This is a genomic window from Micromonospora arida (assembly GCF_042873195.1).
GTDB lineage: Bacteria > Actinomycetota > Actinomycetes > Mycobacteriales > Micromonosporaceae > Micromonospora > Micromonospora arida.
In genome coordinates this window covers 1180027-1197042 of the sequence record NZ_JBIALC010000001.1, presented here as the reverse complement: position 1 = coordinate 1197042, position 17016 = coordinate 1180027, and the positions used below count along the sequence as shown (strand labels likewise).

The 17016-nt window shown below is 71.3% G+C and carries 14 protein-coding genes and 1 riboswitch; of the genes, 6 read left to right on the top strand and 8 right to left on the bottom strand.

What is annotated here, in order from left to right:
- Positions 1–2838, bottom strand: a complete 2838-nt coding sequence (locus ACFYP0_RS05540; protein WP_386994546.1) for an AfsR/SARP family transcriptional regulator — start codon at positions 2836–2838, stop codon at positions 1–3.
- 162 nt (positions 2839–3000) lie between these two features.
- A complete protein-coding gene (locus tag ACFYP0_RS05535; protein ID WP_355496995.1) occupies positions 3001–3609 on the bottom strand; it encodes a TetR/AcrR family transcriptional regulator in 609 nt (202 codons plus the stop codon).
- A 116-nt stretch (positions 3610–3725) separates the two neighbouring features.
- Here ACFYP0_RS05535 and ACFYP0_RS05530 point away from each other — a divergent pair, with 116 nt between their 5' ends.
- The gene (locus tag ACFYP0_RS05530; protein WP_355496998.1) at positions 3726–4736 is read left to right on the top strand and encodes an aldo/keto reductase; all 1011 of its coding nucleotides are present in this window, start codon (positions 3726–3728) and stop codon (positions 4734–4736) included.
- A gap of 156 nt (positions 4737–4892) precedes the next feature.
- Here the strand turns inward: ACFYP0_RS05530 and ACFYP0_RS05525 are convergent, their stop codons facing one another.
- The gene (locus ACFYP0_RS05525) at positions 4893–6473 is read right to left on the bottom strand and encodes a helix-turn-helix transcriptional regulator (RefSeq protein WP_386994543.1); all 1581 of its coding nucleotides are present in this window, start codon (positions 6471–6473) and stop codon (positions 4893–4895) included.
- A 197-nt stretch (positions 6474–6670) separates the two neighbouring features.
- Between ACFYP0_RS05525 and ACFYP0_RS05520 the strand changes: the two genes are divergently transcribed.
- Genes ACFYP0_RS05520 through ACFYP0_RS05510 form a run of 3 tightly spaced genes read left to right on the top strand, consistent with a single transcriptional unit; the run spans position 6671 to position 8077 of the window.
- Positions 6671–6931: a hypothetical protein gene (locus ACFYP0_RS05520; RefSeq protein WP_124857110.1), complete on the top strand. Its 261-nt coding sequence runs from the start codon at positions 6671–6673 to the stop codon at positions 6929–6931.
- 13 nt (positions 6932–6944) lie between these two features.
- A complete protein-coding gene (locus ACFYP0_RS05515) occupies positions 6945–7703 on the top strand; it encodes a cupin domain-containing protein (RefSeq protein ID WP_386994540.1) in 759 nt (252 codons plus the stop codon).
- Positions 7700–8077, top strand: a complete 378-nt coding sequence (locus ACFYP0_RS05510) for a cupin domain-containing protein (RefSeq protein ID WP_386994537.1) — start codon at positions 7700–7702, stop codon at positions 8075–8077. The genes ACFYP0_RS05515 and ACFYP0_RS05510 overlap by 4 nt, the downstream gene beginning before the upstream one ends.
- 68 nt (positions 8078–8145) lie before the next feature.
- On the opposite strand, the gene ACFYP0_RS05505 is transcribed toward ACFYP0_RS05510, so the two are convergent.
- The 5 genes from ACFYP0_RS05505 to ACFYP0_RS05485 form a co-directional block, all read right to left on the bottom strand.
- Positions 8146–9621: a PepSY-associated TM helix domain-containing protein gene (locus ACFYP0_RS05505; RefSeq protein ID WP_124857114.1), complete on the bottom strand. Its 1476-nt coding sequence runs from the start codon at positions 9619–9621 to the stop codon at positions 8146–8148.
- A gap of 279 nt (positions 9622–9900) precedes the next feature.
- Positions 9901–10464 (bottom strand): copper resistance CopC family protein, encoded by a 564-nt coding sequence (locus tag ACFYP0_RS05500; protein ID WP_124857116.1) that lies wholly within the window; start codon positions 10462–10464, stop codon positions 9901–9903.
- Positions 10461–11669 (bottom strand): Dyp-type peroxidase, encoded by a 1209-nt coding sequence (locus ACFYP0_RS05495; protein WP_124857118.1) that lies wholly within the window; start codon positions 11667–11669, stop codon positions 10461–10463. Before ACFYP0_RS05495 ends, ACFYP0_RS05500 begins: the two co-directional genes overlap by 4 nt.
- 23 nt (positions 11670–11692) lie before the next feature.
- Positions 11693–12295, bottom strand: coding sequence for a copper chaperone PCu(A)C (locus ACFYP0_RS05490; protein ID WP_124857120.1), 603 nt, complete (start codon positions 12293–12295; stop codon positions 11693–11695).
- Positions 12296–12360: 65 nt separating this feature from the next.
- Positions 12361–14460, bottom strand: coding sequence for a copper resistance protein CopC (locus tag ACFYP0_RS05485; protein ID WP_386994533.1), 2100 nt, complete (start codon positions 14458–14460; stop codon positions 12361–12363).
- 121 nt (positions 14461–14581) lie between these two features.
- Positions 14582–14798: riboswitch (cobalamin riboswitch) on the top strand.
- Between the two features lie 195 nt (positions 14799–14993).
- On the opposite strand from ACFYP0_RS05485, the gene ACFYP0_RS05480 reads away from it, so the two are divergent.
- Positions 14994–15440: an acyl-CoA thioesterase gene (locus tag ACFYP0_RS05480; protein WP_238684380.1), complete on the top strand. Its 447-nt coding sequence runs from the start codon at positions 14994–14996 to the stop codon at positions 15438–15440.
- Between the two features lie 407 nt (positions 15441–15847).
- Positions 15848–16924 carry a cellulose-binding domain-containing protein gene (locus ACFYP0_RS05475; RefSeq protein ID WP_158629596.1) on the top strand — a complete coding sequence of 359 codons (1077 nt, stop codon included), beginning with the start codon at positions 15848–15850 and terminating at the stop codon, positions 16922–16924.
- Positions 16925–17016: the final 92 nt, after the last annotated feature.

Below are 17016 nucleotides of genomic sequence, written 5' to 3'. Positions count from 1 at the left end.
CTATCCGGCCGGGGTCACCGGGCCGGAGTGGCCGGGCGCGACGCGTGCCAACAGCTGTCGCACCACGTCCGCGGCGGGGTCGCCCAGGTCGTCGTAGATCCGGATGGCCCGCTGCCATGCCTCGGCGGCGGCCGGAGGGTCCGCCATCGCCTCGCGCGCCTCGCCGAGCCGGACCAGGGTCAGCCCTTCGTGATACCGGTTGGCCGATTCCTGGAAGCGTTGGACGGACTGCTCGTAACAGGCCGCCGCCCTGGCCGGGTCACCGAGCCGGTGGTACGCGAAGCCCAGACTGTCCAACGTCGCGGCCTGCCCGACGCGATCGTCGATCGCCTCCTGTTGGGCCAGCGCCTCGGCGCAGTCGACGACGGCCTGGTGGTAGTCGCCGGTCAGGGCGTGCAGGTAACCCTTGACGTTCAGCGCGCGCGCCTCGGCGTACCGGTTGCCGATGAGCTGCGAGACACGCAGCGCCTCGGCACTGTGCTTGAGCGCCTCGTCCAGCCGGCCGTACTGGGTGCAGTGCTCGGTGTACTGGCGCAGGATCAGCGCCAGGCTGTCCAGGTCCTCAAGCTGTTCGTACAGTTCGAGCGCCCGCTGCACGTGGTGCTCGGCCGCGTGCTGGTCGCCGAGCCGCATGAGCGCGCGGGCGAGCATCCGGCTGGCCTGCGCCTGCGCCCGGACGTCGCCGATCCGCTGTGCCGCCGCGAGCGCCGCCTGCTGGGCCGCGAGCTGCTCCTGGAACATGCCCCGAGGCGCGAGGTACGCGGCCAGGGCCCAGGCGAGCTGGCAGGCGTACCGCTCGAAGCCGGTCTCCGCGGCCTGACGCAGCACCCGCAGCAGGACGGGGTGCTCGGCGTGGAACCAGGCCGCCGCGACGACCCGGTCGGGCATCGGCACGTGCACGTTCGCCGGCATCGGTGGTTCCAGCTCGATGGCTGCCCAGGTCGGCTGGAGCAACACCGCGCCGGGGTGCGCGCTGTGCAGGTAGTGGTCGTACATCCGGCGCGCGGCGGCCCGGCGCTCCTCGGCCAGGTCTGATGCCTGGGCCAGTTCGGCCGCGTAGGACCGGAGCAGGTCGTGCAGGGCGTACCGCTCGGGCAGGTGCTCGGTCAGCAGGTGCAGCCTGGTCAGCTCCTTCAGCAGCGGGGTGACGGTTGCCCGGGGACGGCCGAGCAGCGCGGCGGCGGCGTCTCCGGTCAGGTCGGGGCCCGGGTGCAGGCCCAACAGACGCAGCAGGCGGGCCGCCTCGGTGCTCAGCGCCCGGTACGACCAGGAGAAGATCCGGCGGACGTCCCCGTCGGCCAGTTGCTCCAACCGGGACTCGGACGGGCGCAGTTGGGCCGCGACGGCGTCGATCGGGAAGGTGGGCCGGGCGGTCAGCCGGGCCGCCACGATGGACAGGGCGAGCGGGAGGCGACCGGTCGACTCGATCACCTCGCTGGTCGCCGCCGCTTCCGCGATCACCCGGTCGTCACCCAGCCGGCTGCGGAGCAGCCTCGTCGACTCGGCGGCCGTCAGCACCTCAAGCGTCAACGGTCGGGCGCCCTCGGCCACGGTGAGGCTGCTGAGCTGGTCGCGGCTGGTCACCAGGACCGCGCACTGGCCGACGCCGGGCAGCAGCGGTCGTACCTGGTCGGCGTCGCGCGAGTTGTCGAGGACGACGAGCATCCGACGCGAGGCCAGCAGGCTGCGGTACAGCCCGGCCCGAGCGTCGACGCTGCTGGGGATGCGGCCGACCGGTACGCCGAGCGCCTCGAGGAAGTCGACCAGGGCATCGGCGGGGGACACCGCGTCCGCGTCGTCGTAGCCGCGGAGGTTGACGTACAACTGACCGTCGGGAAAGCGGCCGGCGGCCCGATGGGCCCAGTGCAGCGCGAGCGTCGTCTTGCCCACGCCGGCCATGCCGCTGATGGTGACGATGTCCACCGTGGCAGGTCGTTCGGGGCGGGCGCCGAGGGTCGCGTCGAGGAGGTCGAGTTCGGCGCTGCGCCCGACGAAACCGGGCAGGGCCAGTGGCAGTTGCTGAGGGCGGCCCGGTGCAGCGCCGGCCGACGCGTCGTCCGCGGGCCTGGTCGTCGCGCCCTGCTGGCCGAGGCGGTGGTGCAGGATGTCGTCGTGCAACCGGGTCAGCTCGGGGCCGGGGTCCATCCCGGTCTCCTCGGCCAGCGCGCGTCTGGCCTGCTGAAACGCTGCCATAGCTCCGGCGATGTCGCCGATCTGGTAGAGGCCGGTCATGAGTTGGGCCCAGGCCCGTTGCCGCAGTGGGTGACGGTCGAGCAGTGCCCGCAACCGGGGGATCACCTGGGCCGCCTCGCCAAGTGCGAGCCGCGCCGCGGCGTGGTCCTCCTCGGTCAGCAGCCGCCGCTCGGTGATCCGCGCGACCCGGCCGCTGAGGAGCCGGGGCAGCGGCAGCCCGGCGAAGGCGGGCCCCCGCCACATGCCGAGCGCGAGGGCCAGCTCCGGCTGCGCCGCCGCCGGGTCGCCGGCGGCCAGCGCTGCCCGTCCGCGCGCCGCCGCCGCGTCGAACCGGTCCACGTCCCGCTCGTCCGGCTCGACGCGAAGCAGGTAGCCGCCCGGTGTGGTGAGGATCCGGCGGCGCTCGCCCGCGGCGCAGTCGAGTGCCTGGCGCAGCCCCCGCAGGTAGGTGCGCAGGTTCGCGGCGGCCGAGGCGGGGGGCTGGTCGCCCCACACCATCGTCATCAGCTCCTTGGCGGAGATCGCCTCACCGGGGCGTAGCAGCAGAGCGGCCAACACCAGCTGCTGTTTCGTCGACCCGAGGGCGACCGGTCGGCCGTCCCGTGACACTGTCAGCGGCCCGAGCAGGTCGAAGTGGAGGGGCATCCTCACCTCAGGTTGCGGTGCCGGCCGGGCGAGAGTGGCGATCGTATGAGCATCGATCAATGACGTTAGCACCGATTGAACATGATCTTCATGTTTGGTCGGGCGGCCGCCCGCGGGGCCCGGTCGCTCCGTGGCATGCGCGGTGGCCGGACCGGTTGCCGGTCAGCGCAGTCCGCGGATGAGGTTGTCGACCAGGGTGCGGGCGAAGTCCTCGGTGAGCGGCAGGTCGGCGATGAGAAGCCGGTGGTAGCAGGCGCCCCAGAGCTGGTCGACGACGGATTCGGGGTCGATGTCGGCGCGTAGCTGCCCCCGGGTCATGGCCCTGGTGAGGGTTTCGACGGCGAGGGCCCGGCGGGGGGCGGAGTAGCGCTCGCGGTAGGCGGCGGCCAGTTCCGGGTCGGTCTGCGCCTGCCCGATGAGTTGGCTGATGACGCGCCCGGCGGTGGTGTCCCGCACCAGGTGGACGAAGGCGACGAGCTGGTTGGTCAGGTCGGCCACGATGTCGCCGGTGTCCGGGAACGCCAACGTGGGCGCGACGACGGTGAAGTAGCCGTCCAGGGCGAGCGCTCCCTTGGAGGGCCACCACTTGTAGATGGTCATCCGGCTGGCTCCGGCGTGGGCCGCGACCTTCTCGATGGTGAAGCCGGCCATGCCCTCGGCCAGTAGGAGTTCACCGGCGGCCGTGAGGATTTCCGCGCGTACCTGATTGGCCGGCCGGCGGCCGCGACCACGGCGCGCTGGCGTCTGGGCATCCGGCGTGAGTTCGGCCACTGGTCCTCCTGGTTATATGGACACGCTGTCTACTTGCTGGTTATATGGACACAGCGTACACAGCGGTGCCCGGACGCCACGAGGCACCGCGACGACGACCGAAGGAGACGAGGGACATGACGGGTCTACGACGGCGACGGTTGGGCGCCTCCGGGCCGGAGGTGTCGATCATCGGGCTCGGCGCGATGGGCATGTCCGACCTGTACGGGCCGGCCGACGAGGCGGAGAGCGTCGCGACGCTGCACGCGGCGATCGACGCCGGTGTGAACCTGATCGACACCGCGGACTTCTACGGGTCGGGTCACAACGAGATGCTGATCGGCCGTGTGCTGCGGGAGCGTCGCCGGGACGAGGTGGTGCTCAGCGTGAAGTTCGGCGCGCGCCGGACACCCGACGGCGGCTTCCAGGCGGCACCGTACGACGTGTCGGCGGCGGCGGTGAAGGACCGGCTGGCGTACTCGCTGCGACGGTTGGGTACCGATTACATCGACATCTACCGGCCGTCCCGGCTGAACCCGCAGGTGCCGGTCGAGGAGACCGTGGGCGCGCTGCTGGAGATGCAGCAGGCCGGCTACATCCGGCACATCGGGCTGTCCGAGGTGGGCGCGGACAGCATCCGCAGGGCCGCGGCGGTGGCGCCGATCAGCGACGTCCAGATCGAGTACTCGCTGCTCTCCCGGGGCCCGGAGGCCACCATTGTGCCGGCGCTGCGGGAGCTGGGCATCGGGTTGACCGCCTACGGGGTGCTGTCCCGAGGTCTGCTCAGCGGCCACTGGTCGGCGGACCGTGCGCTGACCGGCACGGACTTCCGGGCCAACAGCCCACGGTTCCAGGGCGAGCACCTGGCCGCCAACCTGCGCCTTGTGGAAGCGCTCGGCCGGGTCGCGCAGCGGCTGGGTGCGACCACGAGCCAGGTGGCGATCGCCTGGGTGGCCGCACAGGGCGAACAGATCGTGCCGTTGGTCGGGGCACGGCGGCGGGACCGGCTGACCGAGTCGCTGGCCGCGGTCGACCTGGTGCTCGACCAGGACGCCCTGGACGAGATCGAGCGTGCCGTGCCGGCCGGCGCCGCCTCCGGCCAGCGGTACGCGACCGCCATGATGGCGCTGCTCGACAGCGAGAAGTGACAGCGGCGGGCGCCTCAGGAAGCTGCTCGCCAGACCCAGTTGCGGCGTTCTTAGAGCGGCACCAGCCCGGCCCGACGCATGTTATAGGAGTGCATGAATTCGCACTCCACGGCTTCGGCGAGCGGCGTCAGGTCGGCTGGCGCGGTCATCGGTTGATTATCGTCTGGTCCGTTCCCAGGCCCGCACCAACTGCATCCGATTGCGAATGCCCAGCTTGTGGTATATGGAGCGGAGTTGGGTGTCCACGGTGTGGAAGGAGACGAAGAGGCTCTTGGCTGCCTCCTTCTTCGTGGCGCCGGCGGCGAGCATCTCGGCCACCCGCTCCTCGGCGGGGGTGAGCGCGCCGATGCCCCGGCTTGGCGGCCCGTCGATCGACGGCCGGTGGCGCGGGGTAGCGGCGAGGTCGGCGCAGCGCCGGTCCGCGATCGCCTGGTCGCCAGGAGCGCCGATCCGGGCGTAGAGGGCAGCCGCCTCGTGCGCGGCATCGCGCCCCTCCCCGGATCGCGCCCGGGGACTGTTCGCGAGGTCGAGCAACGCGTCGGCCAGCGCCGGCCGCGCGGCGGTGGCGCGCAGCCGGTCGACCGCCGAACGGAGGGCGTCCGGGTCGCCGTCGCGCAACCCTCGGCTCTGGTCGGCCAGCGCCTGCCACAGCGGCACGGGGGTACGGGTGGAGACCAGCTCGACCAGCTCGGTGACCCGGCGGGCGGCCCGGGTGTCGTCGGCCGCCACCGCCGCGCGCACCAGTCGGGGGCCGAAGTGCGGCACGGGCAGGAGTGACCGGACCGACCGGTGTAGGTCGGCAACGACCCTGGTGAGCAGGCCGGTCGGCGCGCTGAGGGCGGGGTCGCGCACCGCCACACAGAACGCGTACGTCCACATTGTTCGGTCGGGCCACCGGTCCTCGGCGAGGCAGGCGCGGAGGACGGCGCGGGCGTCGTCGGGTTCGCCCCGGCGGTAGCGGACCTCGCCGATCACCGCGACCAACAGGGCACGCACCTCCCTGCTGAGGTCCGCAGAGCCGGAGCTGAGCGTCGTCACGGCCAGCGCGGCCGCCTCGGGCAGCTCTCCCACGGCCACCATGCGCAGGCAGTCCAACGCGGTCAGGCCGGTGAGTGAAACGTCGGCCGCGTCGGGCGCCTGGCGCGTCGCGGCCCGCGCGTCCTGGTGCCGGCCCAGACCGAGCTGCACGAGGATCCGTTCCGCCCGGATGGACGGGGCGTCGGCGCGTGCCGCCCAGGAGCCCGGGTCGAGGGCCGCCAGCACGGCCTGGGCACCCGGAAGATCACCGTGCGCGAGCGAGCGGGCGGCCCGGCCGAGGGCGAGGTGGCGAGCCGACGTCGGGTCACCCGACGCGGCGTGCGCGGTGCCCGCGTCGCGCAGCAGGGCATCGGTGTCCGGATGACCCGTGCGGGCCGCGATCGTGGCGACCAGGGCGAGCAGGGTGCCCCGGCTGTGGGTTTCCAGTCGGAGGTTCAGCGCCTCCCGCAGACCGGCGAGGGCGATGCTCGGCTGCTCCAGCGCCACGATCTGCGCCAGGCGGCCGAGCAGAAGGGCCCGGTGGCGCTCGCCGCTGCGACTGGTGGCGAGCTCCGTCGCCAGGACGTGCAGCGCCTCCATCCCGCGTCCGGCGAGCCGGAGCTGGTCCGCCGTGGCGAACAGCCGGTGCCGTCGCTGCTCGGCGTCGCCGGCGATGTCGTCGGCCGGAAGGGTCCCGGCATTGAAGGGTGATTCGGACAATGGCGTTCTCCCCGGTTGTTACCAGGCGCGTCGAAAGGCCGTCCTGCGACCGAGCCTAGCCACGGCGACAGGTACGGGCGACCAGATCGACGAACCGACGGGAGTGCGCCGAATGACCCCACTGTCCGGGATTCGACCTGCGGTAATGGCGCGATCACGTGATGCCACGTACGACGTTCGGCACCGATCATCGAACCATGGCCCAGCTCACCGAACTTCCCGGTCTGCATCGGCTCCGGGTCGTACTGCTGATGTTCGTCCTCTACGCCAGCACCGGGGCGGCTGGTCACGCTCCGGTGTGGACCCGCCTGGTGCTGACGGCTGCCGCCGCGGCGATTCCGGTCGCGATCGCGGTCCAGTACGGCTGGCCCGGACTGCGTGCCCTGCTGGGGATCTCGTCCCGGCTACGGCTGCGGGGCGGATCCGTTTCCGCACCCAATCCGATCCGACCCGAGTGAGGAGACAGCGATCATGGCGAACAGCGATCCAGAGCCGCGACGAGGCGACCAGGGCGCCTCGCCCTTCGCGGGCCGCAACGTCGAGCTCGAACGGCAGAACCCGGACCTCCTGGTTCCACCGACGACCGACAGCCGGCTGGTGCCCAACCTCAAGTTCTCCTTCTCGCAGGCGCACACCCGGGTGGAAAAGGGCGGCTGGACCCGGGAGGTCACCAGCCGCGACCTCCCGATCGCCAGCCAACTGTCCGGAGTTCAGTTCGGTCTCGAGCCGGGCGCGTACCGGGAAATCCACTGGCACCAGCAGTCGGAGTGGGCGTACATGCTCAGCGGCAGCTGCCGGATCAGCGCCGTCGACCACGAGGGCCGCAACTTCATCGAGGACGTGAAGGCCGGCGATCTGTGGTTCTTTCCGCAGGGCGTGCCGCACAACATCCAGGCGTTGGAGGACGGCGCACAGTTCCTGCTGGTCTTCGACGACGGGGCGTTCTCGGAGAACAACACGTTTCTGCTCAGCGACTTCTTCGCACACACCCCTCGGCACGTGCTGGCCAAGAACTTCGGCTGGACGCTGGAACAGATGGAGAACCTGCCCGAGCGGGAGAAGTACATCTTCCAGGGTGATGTCCCACCGCCCCTGCAACAGGACCGGGTGGTCAGCCCGACCGGTGACATCCCCGGAGCTTCAAGCACCGAATGCTCGCGCAGACCCCGCAACGATTCCGCGGGGGTACGGTCCGGATCACCGACTCGACAAACTTCGCCGCCGCCGTGACCACCGCGGCGGCCCTGGTGGAGGTCGAGCCGGGTGGGATGCGCGAGTTGCACTGGCATCCCACCACCGACGAGTGGCAGTACTACATCTCCGGCACCGGGCGGATGGGCGTCTTCGCCGCGCAGGCCGCCGCCCGGACGTTCGACTTCCAGGCCGGCGACGTGGGTTACGTCCCCTTCGCGTACGGCCACTACATCGAGAACACCGGCGACGAGCCACTGGTGTTTTTGGAGATGTTCCGCCATCCCCGGTTCGAGGACATCTCGGTGATGCAGTGGATGGCGAACACGCCCCACGAGGTCATCGCCGACACGATCAACGTGCAGAAGTCGATAGTCGACGGCCTGCCGAACACCAAACAGGTCGTGATCTGAGCCAGCCAGCCAGCCAGCCAGCCAGCCGTCCGGCCGTCCGTCGGAGGACGGACGGCCGGTCCGGTGGGTCAGCTCCCCGCGGGTGCCGGGGAGGTGGGAGCCGCGGCAGGTCGTCGGCGTCGAGACACCGCACCCACCGCCACGTCGATGACGAGGAAGGCGAGCAGGGTGAGCCCGAACAGGGGCAGCGCCCAGCCGATCGCCACGGTCACCGGTACGCCGATCAGCAGCGCCCAGAGCGGCAGACCGCGTACGCCGCCGCGGGCTGGCGGGGTGCCGGCGATCGCACGGCGGTCGACACGGGTGGGCCGGCGTTGCCACCACATGCGGTAGCCCCAGAAGATGACGCAGAGCAGGCCGAGGGCGAGCGCGGCGAGCAGGATCTGGTTGACCAGGCCGAAGAGGATCCCCATGTGGGCCTGGATGCCGAGGCCGCTCAGTTTGGCCAGCAGGGGCCAGTCGGCGAAGTCGCTGCGGGCGGTGACCGTGTCGGAGGCCGGGTCGACGGCGATGCGGTCCTTCTTGACCGGCCAGGTGTTGTCGACCTGCGTGACGGTCCAGGCGGAGCCGGGCTCCGGCGCGGGAGTGATCTCGACCGGCCCGGAGAGGCCCGCGCCGCGAGCGACCGTCAGGACCCGATCGAAGGCCGCCGACTCGACGAGCCCGCCTGCCCCGGCGGCGCCGTGCTCGTGGCCCCCGCCGGTCTCGGCAGGGGCGGGGGGACCGGCGGTGAGGCTGGTGGAGATCTCCGGAGTGCGGGCGCTCAGCGCGTCGAGACCGGCGGCGAAGTTCGCGCCGGCGTAGCGGGACCAGGTCAGGCCGGTGACGGAGAGGAAGAGGAGTCCGACGGTGAGCCAGATGCCGGTGGTGGCGTGCCATCCTCGGGTGCGGCGGACACCCTTACCGGTGGACAGGTCCGGCACGAGCAGGTGCCGAGCGGCGGCTCGGGCTGCGCCGCGTCGACGCCACCAGAGGATGACCCCGCCGAGCGCCATCACCCACAGCCAACTCGCGGCCAGTTCGGAGTAGTGCTCGCCCACCGTGCCCAGGTGCAGGTGGCGGTGCAGGTCGTCCAGCCAGGTGGTGATCGGCGTGGACCCGAACCAGGTGGTGAGCTGCCCCTGGGACTCGCCGGTGTACGGGTTGATGTAGACGGTGTGCTGGTTCTCGCCGAGCTCGGGCAGGGAGAACACCACCTTGGTGGTCCGGTCGCCGTCGCCGGGTTGCACTGTGGTGATGCTGCCGTCGGGGTGCGCGTTGCGCGCGGCCCCGATCTGCGCGGCCAGTGGCAGCTGACGGTCACCCACCTGGGCGACGGTCAGCTGGTCGCCGTAGAGGATCGAGTCGAGTTGCGGGGTTGTGGTGTAGGCCAGGCCGGTCAGTGCGGCGACCACCAGGAACGGGGCGACGAGGATGCCGGCGTAGAAGTGCAGCCGCAGCAGCAGCGCGCCGAACGGCGACGTGCGCCGGGCGGCTCGGGCCGGTTTCTCGGCGGTCGTGGCGGGCTCCGGCGTCGGTGCGCCGGACAGTTCAGTCAGAGACATGGTGATCCGATCGGAAGAGTCGGGAAGCACGAAGGTGTTTCCCGTACTGGTCTGGTCGCCCGGTGAGGTGTCGCGTCGGCCCTGACTGGTAGTCGGGGGAGAGACGCCGGCGGTTCCCCGAAGACGGTTCCCGATGTCAGGGCTGGTCCGGCCGGACCGTGCGGCCCTGTTCACGCTGGTCGGCGCGGATCCACTGGCGAATCAGGACGATCATGACGACGATGGCGGGCAGCTCGCCAGCGCGACGAGCGGATGGGTGAGCAGTTTCGCGAGCCGGGATCAGCGTCGGGCCGCCCGCCGCCACAGCAGCGCAGCCGTTACCAGGACGAGGAGGGCCAGCACGGCAGCCGCGACGAGTACACCGGCGCTCGGACCACCGCCGGACTCTGCCGCTGCTGCGGCCGGGGCGGGCGCTGACGCGCTGACAGCGACAACCGGCGCGACGGTGGACGTCGGATCGGCCACCGTGAACGGATAGGACCCCTGAACCGGGTGCCCGTCGACGGAGACGACCCGGTAGGCGACCGTGTATGTCCCGTTCGGCAGGGTGTCGGTCACCTGCACCGTGCTCTTCGCTCCGGTGACCACCGGTTCGCCGGTGGGAAGCTTCCGCTTGGCGGCGTCGGTGAGCACGATGGTGGTGAACGCGGGGTCGAGTCGCTGCATGAATTCGAGCGTGACCTCGGTCGGTGCGCTCGGCACTGTCGCGTCCCGAGCGGGCGTGGCCGTTCGGAGCGAGTTGTGCGCCCAGGCCGGGCTGGCCGGGACGAGCACCGCCACGAGGACGGCGAGCACCGCCGCGCCGAGTCGGACGGCTGCGGGACGGGACGGCGGCACGCTCATGCGAGCACCTGCTCGCCGATCCACCCGCCCGGTTGACATCCGGGCGGGATGGCGAAGACAGCGGACCCGATCGGCGTGGTCCACTCGTTGAGCAGGTCCCGGTCGGCCAGCCGGCGCTGGATGGGCAGGAACTGTCTTGCGATGTCGGCCTGGTACGAGGCGAAGATCAAGCCGCTGTCCGCGTGGCCCTCCGCCGTCGGCACCCCGTCGTAGTTGTAGGGCCGGCGCAGGATCTTCAACCGGTCGTCGGTGACGTGGGCGCGGGTCATGTGCGAGAAGTCGGGGATGACGGTCAGGCCGTCGGCGTCGGTGGCGGCGAAGTCGGGTTCGTCGTGTTCGGCGGTCCCGGTGAGCGGGGCGCCGGTGTCGAGCCGTCGCCCGACGGCGAGTTCGCGGTCGGTCCGGCCGAGCAGGTCCCAGGTCTCCATGTTCATGCTGATCCGCCGGAGCACCACTGTGGTGCTGTCGCGCAGCCACGCCGGGCCTTCCGGGACCCAGAGCGCGGTGTCCATGGGCGCGCCGGGTCGGGGGTTGGCGGTGCCGTCGAGCTGACCGAACAGGTTGCGTTGGGTGTGGCCGCCCGGCTCGACACCGGGGCTGCGCCGGAAGCCCTGCTGGACCCACCGCACTGTCGCGAACGGTCGGCTGTCCTTGATCAGGACCCGCTGGGCGTGGGCGACGGAGATCGCGTCGTCCGCGCAGATCTGTAGCAGCAGGTCACCGCCGGACCAGGCCGGCTGGAGTCGGTCGATGCGGAACGACGGCAGTTCGGTGACCGATGCCGGCCGGCGGTCGTCGACGCCGGCCGCCCGGTAGAGGCCCGGCCCGAAGCCGAAGGTCACTGTCAACCGTGCCGGCAGCAGCCCGAGTTCGGCCTCGGTGTCGGCCAACGCGGGTCGGCCCTGGGTGAGCCGGGCGGCGTCGTCGGTGAGCAACCGCAACATCCGGCCCAGCGCGGCCCGGTCGGTGCCGCGCCGCAGGGTGAGCGCCACGAACGACGCGTGCGCCTGCGGTTCGGTGGACACCCCCGCCTGCCGGGTGCCGTGGAACGGCTCGACCAGGCCGCCGACGCTCGCCACCGGCGTGGTGTCGGCGGAGGCCGGTGGTGGCCCGCTGCCGGTACGAGTCGTGGCGATGGCGGCACCGCCGGCCAGGGCTCCTCCGGCAGCCAGGGCTCCGCCGGTGAGCAGGCCACGCCTGCTCACCGGCCGGACGGGTGGCGTCTGCGTCACGATGACGGGCTCATGCTCATCTCCGGCGTGGCACTCACGCCGGGCATGGGCTGACCGTGCCCGGGGGCGTAGCTCTCCTGCGCGCCGGTGAACGGCTTGGCCACGGCGCTGAACTGTTGGGTCTTGCCGTCGGCGAAGGTCAGCGTGAAGGTCAACTCGTCGCCGGCCTGAACGGGCTTGGTGAGGTTCATCAGCATGAGGTGGTCGCCGCCGGGCTCCAGCGCATGCGCGCTCTTGGCCTTGATCACGATGCCGCCCTGCTTCTGCCGCATGACCATCTTCCCGTCCTTCATGGCCATCTCGTGCAGCTCCATCGGCGACAGGGAGGTCGTGGCCCCAGTCACCGTGACATCGGTGTCGCCGTCGTTGACCAGGGTCCCGAAGGCCGCCGTCATGCCCTTGTCGGCCGCCTTCACCCACGGGTCACGAATGCCGAGCACACCAGCGTCCGGGTTGGCCGGGGCCGACGCGGACGGGCCCGCCTGCGCGGTCGACGGAGAGTCGGACGACCCGCACCCGGCGGCGCCCACCGTCAGGATCGCGGCGGCGAGGATGGCGGCCGAGCGACGGCGTGAAGCGTTTGGGCTGGTGGTGCGCATGTGTTCTTCCTCCGATGGTTGCTGCTGGGAGGTTGGTCGGCCGCAGCTGGGAGAAAGTTCCGGACTCAGGGAAGGTTGATCGTGAACTCCCCGGTGTGCACCTTGCCGGCGACCTGGAAGTCGAAGAAGGCCCGGTACCGGCCTGAACTCGGTGCGGTCAGCCAGAACTTGACCGTCCCGTCGACCAGCTCCTGCTCGGGGTGGACGTGCACGTAGCCGAGGTCACCCTCACGAACCACTACCAGGTGCCCGTACGCGGCAAGGTATCGCTCCAACTGCACGGGGGTGGTGGTGTCGGCGCTGGCGACCTGGAAGTGGATCGGCGCCGTCACCCCCACCGTCGGGGTGCCGGTCATCGACACCGCGTACGGACCAGCCGTCGCCTGGGCCTGTGGCGGCGGCAGCGCGGTCGGGGTGTGCGCGCCGGGCACTGTGTGGTCGACGCCCAGCACGAGCGGCAGCGGCGTGCCGTTGGCAGCGGTGACGGAGAAGTCGGCGTAGACGCGGTACCCGCCGGGTCGGGCCAGCGTCATCGGGACGCTCCAGGTGCCGTCGGGTGCCATCGTCGGGTGCAGGTGCTGGTAGCCGGTCAGGTCACGGCCCACGACGATCATGTGCAACGGCTTGTCGTGGACGACCGCGAAGCGTGTCGCCGGCTGCCGGTCGGTGCCGACGATGCGGAAGCGGTAGTCGGCGCGTACCCCGGCGGGTTGGGTTCGTTCCAGCGGTTGCAGCGTGTACCCGCCGGCGCTGACGGTCGTCCCGGTGGCAAGCGTCTCGCCCGTTGCGCCGTCACCCCGGTGCGTGTGCGGTCCGGTGCCCTCCGGGTGTTGGTGTCCGTCGTTCGCGGACCCTGCCGGGCCGGAGGCGGGCGGACCGCCCGCCGGCTGCCGGGCGTTGTTGGCGGCCGGGCCCTCGTTGCCGCTGATGCGCGCCAATCCGAACCCGCCGAGCAGGGCCAGCACCAGGGTACCGACGAACAGTGCCAGGCTGGTGTTGCTCAGCCGGGACCCGGGCGTCGCCGTGGCCAGATCCGGGTCAGGCGATGCCCCGGAGTCGACGGGCGGTCGACTGTCCGTCGTGGCGGGGGCTTTCGCGTTCTCGTCGGTCGGAGTCGGATCGACAGCCACGCCCGTCCGAGCCACGACGACGGCGGCGTCCTTACGGGCGGCCGGCACGGCGCTGGGTCGCCGCTTACCGTCCGAGGTCTGCGTACCGCTGCCGGTCGCCGCGACGGTCCTGTCTGCTCCGGTCCTGTCACTGACCGCTCTGCCGCCGCCAGTCCTGGCAACGGCGGGCTTGCTACCGGTGGCCTTGGCGCTGGCAGTCCTGGTGCCGGCGGTCCTGGTCCCGGGACGGGTGCCGGCGCCGCGTCGAGCGGATGTCGCCGACGCGGTACGGCCCCGGCCGGCGGGTCTGCCAGTGGGGGTCGTCCGCCGACGCCAGACGACGAATCCGGCCGCCGCGGCCGCCACCGCGACCACCGCCAGGCCGACCCACGCGACCGCTCCGGGGCCGCTCTCGTCAGTCGATCCGGTCGGCGCAGCCGCTGCCGCGGACGGTGGAACCGCCGTCTCGGCCGCGACTGTCGGCACTGCCGACGCCTGCCCGGACGACCCGTGTTGCTCGGCGGTGGCCAACAGCGCCGGATCTGGCTGGGTCGACGGTGGGCTCCACCCCTTGGGCGCCGCCGTCACCGGCCCGTCGTAGCGGAAGGTCAAAGTGCCGCGTACGGGGTCGCCGTCCGAGGCGACCGACAGGTAGCTCACCGAGTACTGCCCCTTGGCCGGCAGGTGCGCGACCGCCACCGTCGCGGGGAACCCGGTCGTGTACTCGCGTGGCTCGAACTGCCCGTTGACCATGAAGTACTCGCGCACCGGCTTGTCCAGCGGCTTCGGCTCCCCGTACGACCAGCCATTGTCGACCCGGATGCCACCCGGCGCGGTGATCGTGAAGAACGCGTTGACGGCGGCCTTCTCGGTGAAGAACAGCTGCACCGACGTCAACGGCTCGCGCACCGTGGCGCCACCCGCCGGCGTGGACATCGCGAGGGTCCCGTGAGCTGCGGCGGGCTGAGCGGACGCGAGGAGAGCGACCGCCGAGGCGAGGAGGAGCGCGAGGAGGCCCGAGACCACCCGCCCAGGAATCTGAGGGTGACGACGCATCTGAATATCCTCACTGCGCTGAGACTTTTTACAAGAGGTGACGAACTTTTTCCTCACATGGCTAAAGTCGAACACCTTCCGGGTGGTAGGCCGGCCTGAGAGGCCGTCGCCCCTGGCCAGCTATGCTCCCGGTGGCGCTGGTTCGCCCGGTCATGAGCTGGCCGGGCGTCGTAAGAGGGAACCCGGTGGGAATCCGGGGCTGCCCCGCAGCGGTGAGTGGGAACGACCGCCGTCATCAGCACTGGGCCAGTGGCCTGGGAAGCGACGGCCAGTAGGGGACCGGCGTGGAGCCGGTCGGGCCCGCGAGTCCGAAGACCTGCCCGCGCCGCGTACACAACCGTGTGCGCTGCCGTCGGCCTCGCGGGTGGGCTGAGCGGGTGACGTGCCGGGCGGTGTGCGCCGGTGTGTCCTCGTCAGCGTGTGCCCGTGTTCCGGCGGTGTGGTTTCCCGAGGGACGGACTACCGCTGTGCACGACACCACCACGATCGCCGGCCGAGCGCCGTCGGCGTCGCACCTGACCCTGTCGCAGATCATGGATCAGCACCACACCAACCTGATGGGTACGGTCCACGGCGGCCGGATCCTCAACCTCATCGACTCCGTCGCTGGTGTGGTCGCCGCCCGCCATTCCGACGGGCCGGCGGTCACCGCCGCCATCGACGAGACCGCGTTCCTGCGGGCGGTGCGGGTCGGCGACGTCGTGCATGTCGACGCGCGGATCACCTGGGCCGGTCGCAGCTCGATGGAGGTCGCGGTCAAGGTGACCGCCGACCGGTGGGACCGGGCGGTGCCACCCACCGACGTGGCCACCGCCCACCTGGTCATGGTCGCCATCGACGACGACGGCCAGCCTCGTACGGTGCCGCCGCTGCTACCGGAGACCGACGGTGACCGGCGGCGGTACCGGGAGGCGGAGATCCGCCGGAAGCACCGGCTGGCGCTGCGGCGCGCGCTGCTCGACGGTGCCGAAGACGACTGACCCGGCTGGTACTACCGCTACCGGCGCCCACATCACGAGAGGGTGCACCCGCGCTGTGACTCGCAGGCTGACTGATGGCCGTCAGTCTGGTGATCTGCTCACTCGCCGGTCCACATTGCAGGCTCGCGTACCCGGCGCTCGGTTTTCTGCCGGGACTTGGCCGCCCACTTCGTTGCGTTCTTTGACGCGAAGTCGTCCAGGACCTGGCGGTCAGTCGCGGTCCAGGCGGGAAGCTGCGCTGTCCACTCTTCTGCCTGTTCGGCGCTGTGGCCGCTACCGATCAGCCATGGCGGGCTGTCCGTTGTCCTGCCGGCGGCAGGACTGCCGTGCGTGCCTTGACAGGAAGGTGGAGCAGCAGGACAGTCGAGATATTCATAGACGTCCAACTATTTACGGCGAGGTGTGCCATGCGGAAGTCGCTGACTGCTGTGGCCGCCATCGCTGTTGCCATGGTCGCGATGATGGCCGCGATCTCACACGCCAGTGCGGCGAACGCGGCGGCCGGGTGTCGGGTGAACTACGTCGTCACCAGCCAGTGGACCGGTGGCTTCCACGCCGACATCGCGGTCACCAACTTGGGTGACCCAGTCAACGGGTGGACGCTGCGGTTCGCGTTCCCAGCAGTCGACCAGCGGCTCACGCAAACCTGGAGCGCCACCTGGGCCCAGGCGGGCCAGCAGGTCAGCGCGACCAATCTGGGCTGGAACGCGACCCTTGGCACCAATGGCTCCGCGAACATCGGTTTCGTTGGCGCCTGGTCGGGCAGCAACCCCATACCAGCGTCGTTCACGCTCAACGGCGTCACGTGCACCGGCGGCGTCCTGCCCAGCGTGACGCCGACCCGGACGACCACACCGCCGGTCGCTGACTGGCCGGCGATCGTCACCTGGCTCAGCCCGACCGCCGGCGCGGTGTACACCACGCCGGGAACCGTCCCGCTGGCTGCGACCGCGACCGTGGGAGGCGGACACAGCATCACCTCGGTGTCGTTCCGGGTGGACGGCGTCACGGTGGCCCGGGGGGTGAGGACGACCGGTGACCGGTTCGAGGCGCTGTGGACACCACCGATCGGGGAGCCCGGCACCAGCACCACCTTCGTGCTGTACGTCTCGGCCGGCACCGACCAGTCGCTGTCTGGCGCTGCGCCGCCGTTGCTGGTCACGGTGGTGACGCCGGCGTCCACCGGCACCAACCACCCGCCGGCAGTGGCGTTGAGCACCCCCGGCGGGCAGACCTACTTCCTCGAGCCGACGACCGTCACGCTGGTCGCCGACGTCGCCGACACCGACCCCGGGGACCTCGTCAGCCGCGTGGAGTTGTACCTCGGGGCGACCCGGCTGGCCGTGACGCCGACCAACAGCGGACAGCGCTACCAGTTCCAGACGGCCCTGTCGGCCGGCACGTCGTCCACCTTCACCGTGCGGGTCCATGATTCCCACGGCGGTATCGGCATCTCGAACCCGCTGACCTTCACCATCCGTTAGCGCCTCGGCCCTCCGTCAAGGGCTGACCAAGGTCCTTCCACTGGCCGTCGACACGTTTGCGAGTCGGCACGCTTCCTCAGCTGGCTTCGGTG

Bases quoted from the DNA above. Each gene is read 5' to 3' on its own strand.
- ACFYP0_RS05475 (WP_158629596.1), top strand. From the start codon at position 15,848: ATGCGGAAGTCGCTGACTGCTGTGGCCGCCATCGCTGTTGCCATGGTC.
- ACFYP0_RS05480 (WP_238684380.1), top strand. From the start codon at position 14,994: ATGGATCAGCACCACACCAACCTGATGGGTACGGTCCACGGCGGCCGG.
- ACFYP0_RS05485 (WP_386994533.1), bottom strand. From the start codon at position 14,460: ATGCGTCGTCACCCTCAGATTCCTGGGCGGGTGGTCTCGGGCCTCCTC.
- ACFYP0_RS05515 (WP_386994540.1), top strand. From the start codon at position 6,945: ATGGCGAACAGCGATCCAGAGCCGCGACGAGGCGACCAGGGCGCCTCG.
- ACFYP0_RS05490 (WP_124857120.1), bottom strand. From the start codon at position 12,295: ATGCGCACCACCAGCCCAAACGCTTCACGCCGTCGCTCGGCCGCCATC.
- ACFYP0_RS05520 (WP_124857110.1), top strand. From the start codon at position 6,671: ATGGCCCAGCTCACCGAACTTCCCGGTCTGCATCGGCTCCGGGTCGTA.
- ACFYP0_RS05500 (WP_124857116.1), bottom strand. From the start codon at position 10,464: ATGAGCGTGCCGCCGTCCCGTCCCGCAGCCGTCCGACTCGGCGCGGCG.
- ACFYP0_RS05505 (WP_124857114.1), bottom strand. From the start codon at position 9,621: ATGTCTCTGACTGAACTGTCCGGCGCACCGACGCCGGAGCCCGCCACG.
- ACFYP0_RS05530 (WP_355496998.1), top strand. From the start codon at position 3,726: ATGACGGGTCTACGACGGCGACGGTTGGGCGCCTCCGGGCCGGAGGTG.
- ACFYP0_RS05540 (WP_386994546.1), bottom strand. From the start codon at position 2,838: ATGCCCCTCCACTTCGACCTGCTCGGGCCGCTGACAGTGTCACGGGAC.